Source organism: Paenibacillus sp. BAC0078, assembly GCF_054483875.1.
This window is the reverse complement of the sequence record NZ_JBTLRW010000027.1, coordinates 57,159-65,682: the sequence shown is the minus strand read 5'-3', so window position 1 is coordinate 65,682 and position 8,524 is coordinate 57,159. Positions and strand designations below refer to the sequence as shown.

Sequence of the window (8,524 nt, the reverse complement as noted above, 5' to 3'; positions counted from 1 at the left end):
CAGAAGGAGACCCGTGCTCTTTATTTGTGTATGAAAAACGTTAACTTTCGCTACTTCGACCGCCGTTTGGATTTCAACATGATTTTTGCGGCTTAAAATGGACTTTACCAACAGTCTGAGTTATTCCATATAATTCCGATAACAAGGCTTATAGAGTTGAATTAGCGGTCATTTTTCCACTTATTCTAACCGCGCATCAGCATGGAGTCTTATATATCAAAAAAAGCCATCGCCACCCTGCATATACAGGATTGTGATGGCTTTTGACATGTAAAGCTGATGCGGTCTGCCGCAGGATTACAGGGATTGGCAAACCCTTTTGTTAAAACCGGCTCTCCTTACGCCCACCACATGTCCAGCGGCTGCTCACGGATCAGGATCGACTGGAGATTGGTAACGGCGCGGTAAAAGCCTTCATCCACGGACATCAGCGGATCTTCATGCTCGATGCTTACCACATAATCATAGCCGTAGGTGCGCAGTGCGCTCATGATATCCGACCAGACGGAGATGCTGTGTCCGCAGCCGACGGAACGGAAGGTCCACGCCCGGGTCTGCACCTCACTATAAGGCTGCATATCGGTCAGCCCGTACATATTGATGTTGTCCTGATCCAGGTAAGTGTCCTTGGCATGAAAATGGTGGATCGCTCCGGCCTTGCCGAGAATCTTGATCGCACCTACAGGGTCAATGCCCTGCCACCACAGATGGCTCGGGTCCAGATTGGCGCCAATAGCCGGACCTGTGGCTTCTCTAAGCTTGAGAATGGTATACGGAGTATGGCACAGGAAGCCGCCGTGCAGCTCAATGCCAATCTTCACGCCATGCTCTTCCGCAAGCTGGGCGATTTCCTTCCAGTACGGGATCAGCTTATGCTCCCACTGCCAGGCCAGAATATCGCTGTACACGGTAGGCCAAGGAGTAACCGGCCAGTTCGGCGCTTTGGCTTCCTCGCTGTCTCCGGCTGTACCGGAGAAAGTGTTGACAACAGCAACGCCCATCAGCGAAGCCAGCTTGATTGATTTGCGCAGGATTTCGTCCCCTTGGCGGGCTTCTTCCTTGTCCGGCGAAATCGGGTTATTGTGGCAGCTGAAGGCGCTGATCATAATGCCGCGCTTCGTGAACTTCTCTAAATACTCCTTCCGGGCTGATTCACTCGCCAGCAGCTCGTCCGTAGGACAGTGTGGATTGCCGGGATTGCCGCCTGAGCCGATTTCCACTGCGTTCAGGCCGGCCGCTGCAATTTTATCCAGCATCTCATCGAGACTGAGACTTCCAAATACGGGATCAAATACACCTAACTTCATTTATTTTCCCACCTTTGCTTTTATCGGCTCAAGCGCCTCGGAATGTCCATATACAGGGTAATCACCCTTCGCCCCCGCACACCAGTTTACGCCGTTGATAATGACCTGCTGGATTTCTTTGTTGTAATAAGTCGGATGTGATTCATGTCCAGGCTGAAAATAAAAGATTTTCCCGTTGCCCCGACGATAGGTTAAGCCGCTCGGGAACACATTCCCGCCCTCGAACCAGCCGACAAAGATCAGCGACTCCGGTGCCGGAACATCAAAGTGCGCCCCATACATCTCTTCCTGCTCCAGGTCGATATACTCGCCGATGCCTGCGGCAATCGGGTGGCTTGGCTCCATCACCCACAGCCGTTCTTTTTCCCCTGCTTCGCGCCATTTCAGATCGCAGCTTGTGCCCATCAGCTTGATGAAGATTTTGGACATATGGCCTGAGTGCAGCACAACAAGCCCCATTCCCTGCAGCACACGCTGGTGGATACGGTTCACAATCTCGTCGCTCACTTCCTGATGGGCCACATGCCCCCACCATACCAGCACATCCGTGTTGTTCAGCACTTCCTGCGTCAACCCGTGCTCCGGCTCATCCAGCGTTGCTGTCGTCGTATCCAGTCCGGCCGCGCTCAGAAAGGAAGCAAGCTGTGTGTGAATTCCCTGCGGATAGACCTGGCGGATTCTCTCATCCTGGCGTTCATGACGATACTCATTCCATACGGTTACTCTGGTCACTATGAATACACTCCCGGTTCTCTCATTTTAGTCAAAAAATACAGGCATTCCCGTCTCGGACGATTTGTAAATCGCCTCCAGAATACGGGTAACAACCAGAGCCTGCTCCGGTTTCACTACCGGCTCGGTGTCATTTACAATGCAGCCGATCCACGACGCCGCTTCCAGCACAGCAGGATCATCTCCCGAGCCATCGTAAAAGTCTACGCCGGCCGCATCCAGGCCGATGTGCTTTTCATACGTTTTCCCATATTCTTCACCGTTGATACGCAGGCCCTTCTCCATATCCGCTCCGCCTTCCGTACCGCAAAGCACGGTTTTGGCTTCACCGACATCCAGCGTATTCAGCGCCCAGCTGGCTTCAAGGACAATGCTCGCCCCGTTCTCCATCGTAATAAAACCAATCGCGGAATCCTCAACGGTGAATTTCTCCGGGTCCCACGGGCCCCAGGCATTCGCGGCGTTCTTGCGCCCGGACAGCTTATGATATGCGTTGCCCACAGCATATTTAGGTTTGTAATTGTCCATCATCCACAGGGTCAGGTCGAGAGCGTGGGTACCAATGTCGATCAGCGGCCCGCCGCCTTGCGCTTCCTCATCCAGAAATACGCCCCAGGTCGGCACCGCGCGCCGGCGGATAGCCTTGGCTTTGGCGTAATAAATTTCCCCCAGCCCATTATTCTCGCATACGGTATGCAGGTAAGCCGAATCGGCTCTGAAACGGTTCTGATAGCCAATGGTCAGCTTCTTACCCGTCCGCTTGGACGCGTCGATCATCGCCTGTGCTTCTGCCGTAGTCTTGGCCATCGGCTTCTCGCACATCACATGCTTGCCGGCCTCCATCGCAGCGATGGAAATCTCCGCATGGGAGATATTTGGCGTACATACATGAATCACATCTATACTTGTATCTTTAAGCAGCTCTTTATAATCGGTATATACCGCAGCGCTTTCATTTCCAAATGCAGCTTTCGCCAGCTCGGCGCGTTCAGGAATGATATCGCAAAACGCAACCATCTCCGCACCTTCCACCTTTTGCAACGCAGGCATATGTTTGCCGTTAGCGATACCACCGCAGCCGATGATTCCAACTTTCAAAGTCATGTTCTGCTACCTCCACCTATTGGTTTGATACCTCTATCTTACAAACCTGATGGACTGCTTTCTTCCTGCAATCTTGCCCTATTATTCCTGAATATTGTCTTATGGTATCTGAGCGGGGAAATTCCCGTCGCCCCCTTGAAGTAATGATGAAAGGTCTTCACACTGCCAAACCCTGCGGCTTCGGCTACAGCGGACATTGGGAGGTCTTCGTTCAGCAGTATCCATTTTGCTTTATTCAACCGGTATTCATTCAGGAAAGCGACAAAGGTCATTCCAGTGTTCCGCTTGAACAGCTTGGTGAAATAATACGGGCTGAAGCCCATATACCGGGCCACCTCATTCAGTGTGATCGCCTCCCGGTAATGCTGCTCCACATAGGCAAAAATCCGCTCCAGCCGCTCCAGCGTTTCTCTGGACTGGGTCAGCGTGTCCTCCGAAAATTTGGGCAAACGTTTGACTCTGCTCCGCGGAATCTCCCGCATAATAACGGTCAGCAGCTCGAACATTCTCGCCTTGATCAGATAGGCATACCCTTCGCGGCGCTGGGTGTCCTCCTCGTAAATGCTCTCGATAAGACCAATAACCTTGGCAGAAACTGCCTCGGGCCAATCAGAGCTGGAGTACTCCATTGCCGTAAAAATATCCCGCAGGGAATAGTTAGCGCCGCTGAGAGCAGCAACCTCCTGGAACAGATTCAGATCAAATTGAATCACGACCCGCTCACTTTCGGGCGAAGCGAGAAAATAATGCACATCCCCGCCGTTAATAAACTGAACCTCACCCTGCTCCATACGGATAGGGGTATCATTGATTCCCAGATTTAGATTTCCTTTGGTGACATAAATAATTTCGATTTCCTTGTGCCAATGCGGATAACACAGCTCATCCCCTCCACAAATCAAGGTGCGAAAAGGAAAACGCTTATCCACATCCGGAAATTCGAGATAGATATTCATAAACGCGGCTCCTTACACGGATTATTCACTGAGTACAGATCATAATATGCTGATAGTAACGTTAATAAATATACGCCGAATCGTTGTGAGGATATTAATTCAAATTAATCTGCTTGCTTCGGCGGCTTTTGAAAAGAAGCGTCATATTGATAAATTAGAGAGGGACTGGACGGGTCATGGTGCTGCAACGTTTTGTTAACTGCCTGTTCACTTTGTACCGCATAACAATACATGCAATTAAACTTACAAGTATTGTATATCCCAACATCAACGGATTCCGTACATGAGCAGAAACCGCGTTGATTTTTATCCTTTACTGACTTGAGGTCCAATTGAAACACACGGGAGATGAGCTCCTTGTCAATACAACTCCCATGTTCAATCCCACAGTCCTCAAGGTCCACAGCCTCAGCACACGTCTGAACCTCAAGGCCATAACGTCTGCCAATCTGGCTGATCTTCCCAGCCATGTCTGCCAACTGCTCACGATATTCTGAAGCGGTAATATCTGTGAAAATGATCTGATGATTGCTCTGCAATCTTTTAATTTTATTCTCCGTCTTCCCGTAAAAATCCATAAAGCTGATTACCAGCCTGTGAGTATATGACTCCAATTGCCGGGCCAGTGCTTCAATGCGTTCGAGATGGTCATTTACCGGAGTTATATTGCTAATAATGATAGGATCATACCTCCAAATGACCTTGCTAGGCCCAATCTGGCGGCTGAGCTTCTTGAAATACTGCACCCTGCTTTGGATCGGTGGCAGATTGGGCTCAAACTCAGGCGGATAATCATTTAATGTATACTGAAAGTAGTATTTGTAGCCTTTTTCATCAAGAACCTTCAGATGCTTCATAAACGGATTAGGGTTTTTGGTCCAAAAGACAATAACATCTACATTTTCAGGCTTTAAGCTGCAAGAGCTTACCTGATTAGAATTGAAAGGATTAACTCTGTAAAAATAACCTTCCGCAATTCTTCTCATGAACCAATCACCAAAAAAAGCAGGAATATCCGTTCTTCTGCTGGCGCTAATAATCAAGGTTGTTCACCACCGTTTACCAAATTCAACTCAGGTCTTCTCACATTTATTTTATCGAACAAGATCATTGGCCACATTGACCGGAATTTCGAGATAACTCTTGATATTATAGCACATATGTTCGTTTCCAAACACAAAAAGTACCATTTCACAAGGCAATGGCTTACAAAATGAACCGCGAGATTGGATGAAGCGGAAAAAGGAAACCTAATTTGCGGATTTCACCGATTTTTTGGAGATTAGATGGAAAAAGTAGGGGAGGTCACTCAGCAGAATGAAGTGGAGAAATTCCAACTCAGTTATCTATTCCTGAAATTTTGAAGGCAAGGGTTTAAAATGCAGCTCCTCCCTTCAGAGAAAGGAGTCTTCACGCCTTTTTCAGATAAATGCCTCAAAAAAAAGAGCCCCCCGGCTCCTTTGATTGTTCTTTTTTAAAGAAATTTATACCGGTCGAAGCAGCGGAGGGGAAGTTTGGAACTGGAGGAGCGAATGCGTCCGCCTTTGTCTGCGGATTTCCACCGCTAAGAGCGGTAACAATCAAGAAATCTGTAGACAACAGCGGCCGGAAGTCCAAACATTCCCCGGAGCTGCGCTGTTACCGGTCAAGGACTTTAACTTAGATCAATCAAAGCTTAATCTTCATTACAACCTTCCGCAACGCATCCTTCCTCCCGGCCGCAATCCCTGTCATATGACCGTCCTGCGGATAGCAGACTACGAGCGCTCCCGGGCCGGCAGTCACAGCCGATTCCAGTGCTCCGGTGAAGAAAACCGCATCCTTCTCGGCGCTGTATTCGTCTTTTACATGAAGCTGTTCGATTGCGGCGTAGCCGATCCGTTCTGTGCCTTCCAGAATGTAATGCAGATCCAGATTCACTCTGTGCGCTTCCCAGAAGCATTGATCAGCGTCCTTGGTTTCATACTCGTTAATGAAGTAGAACATTTCCTCATTCACATCGTGGCGTCCCGCCGCCTGCCTGGAAAAGTCGGTATCCCGCAGGAATCGCAGCCCTCTCTGAATCTTCTCTCCGTAAGCGGTCTCATTCTCCAGCAAATGCTCCAGTGTATCTACAATCATCGCCGATATCCCCTTATCCTCTTTAATTTGTTCCCAGTTCTGCGGAATAAAAAAATAATATATAACCTGAGCAGACGCAGTCTATGTATTTGTTCACGCCTCCGGCATAACTATTAATAGAGGATGCTTATACTTACAAAACTTAAGCATATGCTTCCGAAGCTAGTTTTGCTCGATGTGATTCATGGATGCTTATGCTCACAAAACTTTTAGGAGGCATGCAAATGCTCATATTCCTGATGTACATGTTCGCCATACTGGGAATTATATTGCTGCTGGCAGCCGCGGTAATGCAGATTAAGCTATCTTCGGAGCCGTCCCACCGGAACAAACTGACCCATGCCGTGGCAGCCTTCAGCTTCAACTATCCCAAGCAGTATATTACGCCCGACAAGTCCCATATCATCGCACTGGATGAAGCCGGTAAAAAACTGGCAGTCGGCAAGTATTACCCCGGCGGGCAGGAGGAGGCAACAGCAGCCCTGTATACTTTTGAAGCTATACTCGGGTCGGAAATTGTGGAGAATGCGCTAACGCTCACCAAGGTCAGCAAAACCAGCCGGATTACAAGCAGCGCGGTCAGACAATATGCGGATATGGCTGCAAAAGCAGGGACAACGGGAACGTCTCAAGGTACGGACAGCACCGAAGAAATCAATGAACTTACATTAAAAATATACCTCGACAACGCCGATACCCCTGTCCTGTCCATTCCGTTCCTGCCAGAGCTGTCACCGGCTAAAAAAGGTGATTCTGCTTACTCCCAGGCCTTTTCAGAGGCACATCACGTGCATGAGATGCTTCGCGGAATTGTTTCAGCCTAAATGCTGGAAGGGAAATCAATCACTTTTGGCGAAAGATATACAGATCATATGAATTGTTGGAGGTTAGACACGTGGTTCAACTCATCTCAGTTCCGAAAGAGAGTAAGGATACTCTTCACAATCTGTATCAGTTTTATCATTATGACTTTAGCCAATTTACTGCCGAAGATATGAATGACAACGGGAAATATGATATTAACCTGGAGTATTTCTGGCAAGATCCGCGATGGAATCCTTTTTTTATTGTTCACGATGAGAAGATTGTCGGGTTCCTAATTGTTCTATTTGAAAACTATGACGTTGACCCGGATCCAACACATGTTATTTATGATTTTATGATTCTCAAGAAATATAGAAGGAACGGATTCGGAAGAGAAGCTGCCATTCAGGCTTTTAATCTGTATAAGGCAAATTGGATAGTGGTCCAGATGAGTTCAAATGAACCTGCTATTCATTTTTGGCGCAAGGTGATTGCCGAATACACGAACAATGCCTTCACAGAAACATATAGAAACGAAACTAGAAAGTATGTCCAGTCCTTCAGCACCAAGAACTGATGATAGCGAACCCTATGCAGCAGTTTTTTGTTAGATCAACATCACGACAATGTTAAATTTGCTCAAAACAGCGCCCTTCCGCCTCCCGCGGACAGGGTTTCTTGCTATAGTGTGGAATATGAAATAAGAAAGCCCGCACTTGCTCGGGCGTAAGAAAATTAATAGCGGAGGATTGAATGACATGAACCACATGATTAATTTTGCGCATCGCGGCGCATCTGCAGTTTGCCCGGAGAATACGATGGCAGCATTCCGCAAGGGTCTTGAGCTTGGCGCAACAGGCATTGAAACCGACGTACAGATGACCAGTGACGGAGGGCTGGTGCTCATTCACGACGAAAGCCTGAACCGTACGACGAATGGCAGCGGATATGTGAAGGACAAGACACTGAGTGAAGTATTGGAGCTGGATGCCGGTTCCTGGTTCGGCGCTGAATTTAAGGGAGAACGCATTCCTGCCCTGGAAGAGCTGCTGGATTTGCTGCATGATCGAGACACCGTCCTCAATATCGAGCTGAAAAACGGCATCTTCTTCTACCCTGGTATGGAGGAAAAAGTCATCGCCGCCGTGCGGGAGTATGGCATGAGTGAACGTGTTGTGCTGTCAAGCTTCAACCATTATTCACTTGCCCACTGCAAGTCGCTGGCGCCGGAGATTCGCACCGGTATTTTATATGGGGAAGGTTTATACCGCCCTTGGGATTATGCGGCTTCCCTGCAAGCCGATGCGCTGCATGCCTATCATTACGCCGTGCTGCCGGAGTTTGTCACTGAAGCTACGGAGCATGGCATCGTGTATCATCCTTGGACTGTTAATGAGCCTGAGCGTATGAAAGCCTTGATCGAGGCCGGAGTTGCGGGAATTATTACCGATCACCCGGATGTGCTGGCCGGACTGCTGGCAGCCAAGGGAGTGTGATGAT

Annotated in this window: 9 protein-coding genes; 3 read left to right on the top strand and 6 right to left on the bottom strand. The window is 48.6% G+C overall.

Going from position 1 to position 8,524, the window contains the following annotated elements:
- Positions 1-338 precede the first annotated feature (338 nt).
- From ACX1DY_RS29015 to ACX1DY_RS28990, 6 genes are all read right to left on the bottom strand, one after another.
- Entirely contained in the window at positions 339-1,307 is a 969-nt protein-coding gene (locus ACX1DY_RS29015; RefSeq protein ID WP_458967601.1) for a sugar phosphate isomerase/epimerase family protein, read from the bottom strand.
- A complete protein-coding gene (locus ACX1DY_RS29010) occupies positions 1,308-2,039 on the bottom strand; it encodes a ThuA domain-containing protein (protein WP_458967600.1) in 732 nt (243 codons plus the stop codon).
- A gap of 27 nt (positions 2,040-2,066) precedes the next feature.
- Positions 2,067-3,143, bottom strand: a complete 1,077-nt coding sequence (locus tag ACX1DY_RS29005; RefSeq protein WP_458967599.1) for a Gfo/Idh/MocA family protein — start codon at positions 3,141-3,143, stop codon at positions 2,067-2,069.
- 38 nt (positions 3,144-3,181) lie between these two features.
- Positions 3,182-4,099, bottom strand: coding sequence for a helix-turn-helix domain-containing protein (locus tag ACX1DY_RS29000; protein WP_458967598.1), 918 nt, complete (start codon positions 4,097-4,099; stop codon positions 3,182-3,184).
- A gap of 104 nt (positions 4,100-4,203) precedes the next feature.
- The gene (locus tag ACX1DY_RS28995) at positions 4,204-5,142 is read right to left on the bottom strand and encodes a DUF1848 domain-containing protein (protein ID WP_458967597.1); all 939 of its coding nucleotides are present in this window, start codon (positions 5,140-5,142) and stop codon (positions 4,204-4,206) included.
- Between the two features lie 625 nt (positions 5,143-5,767).
- Positions 5,768-6,220: a YhcH/YjgK/YiaL family protein gene (locus tag ACX1DY_RS28990; protein ID WP_458967596.1), complete on the bottom strand. Its 453-nt coding sequence runs from the start codon at positions 6,218-6,220 to the stop codon at positions 5,768-5,770.
- A gap of 224 nt (positions 6,221-6,444) precedes the next feature.
- Between ACX1DY_RS28990 and ACX1DY_RS28985 the strand changes: the two genes are divergently transcribed.
- From ACX1DY_RS28985 to ACX1DY_RS28975, 3 genes are all read left to right on the top strand, one after another.
- The gene (locus ACX1DY_RS28985) at positions 6,445-7,044 is read left to right on the top strand and encodes a hypothetical protein (protein ID WP_458967595.1); all 600 of its coding nucleotides are present in this window, start codon (positions 6,445-6,447) and stop codon (positions 7,042-7,044) included.
- A 71-nt stretch (positions 7,045-7,115) separates the two neighbouring features.
- Positions 7,116-7,601: a GNAT family N-acetyltransferase gene (locus tag ACX1DY_RS28980; protein ID WP_458967594.1), complete on the top strand. Its 486-nt coding sequence runs from the start codon at positions 7,116-7,118 to the stop codon at positions 7,599-7,601.
- Between the two features lie 181 nt (positions 7,602-7,782).
- A complete protein-coding gene (locus ACX1DY_RS28975; RefSeq protein ID WP_458967593.1) occupies positions 7,783-8,520 on the top strand; it encodes a glycerophosphodiester phosphodiesterase in 738 nt (245 codons plus the stop codon).
- The last annotated feature ends 4 nt before the right edge of the window (positions 8,521-8,524 follow it).

Coding starts and splice junctions, on each gene's coding strand:
- ACX1DY_RS29015 (WP_458967601.1), bottom strand. CDS start 1,307: ATGAAGTTAGGTGTATTTGATCCCGTATTTGGAAGTCTCAGTCTCGAT.
- ACX1DY_RS29005 (WP_458967599.1), bottom strand. CDS start 3,143: ATGACTTTGAAAGTTGGAATCATCGGCTGCGGTGGTATCGCTAACGGC.
- ACX1DY_RS29000 (WP_458967598.1), bottom strand. CDS start 4,099: ATGAATATCTATCTCGAATTTCCGGATGTGGATAAGCGTTTTCCTTTT.
- ACX1DY_RS28990 (WP_458967596.1), bottom strand. CDS start 6,220: ATGATTGTAGATACACTGGAGCATTTGCTGGAGAATGAGACCGCTTAC.
- ACX1DY_RS28985 (WP_458967595.1), top strand. CDS start 6,445: ATGCTCATATTCCTGATGTACATGTTCGCCATACTGGGAATTATATTG.
- ACX1DY_RS28975 (WP_458967593.1), top strand. CDS start 7,783: ATGAACCACATGATTAATTTTGCGCATCGCGGCGCATCTGCAGTTTGC.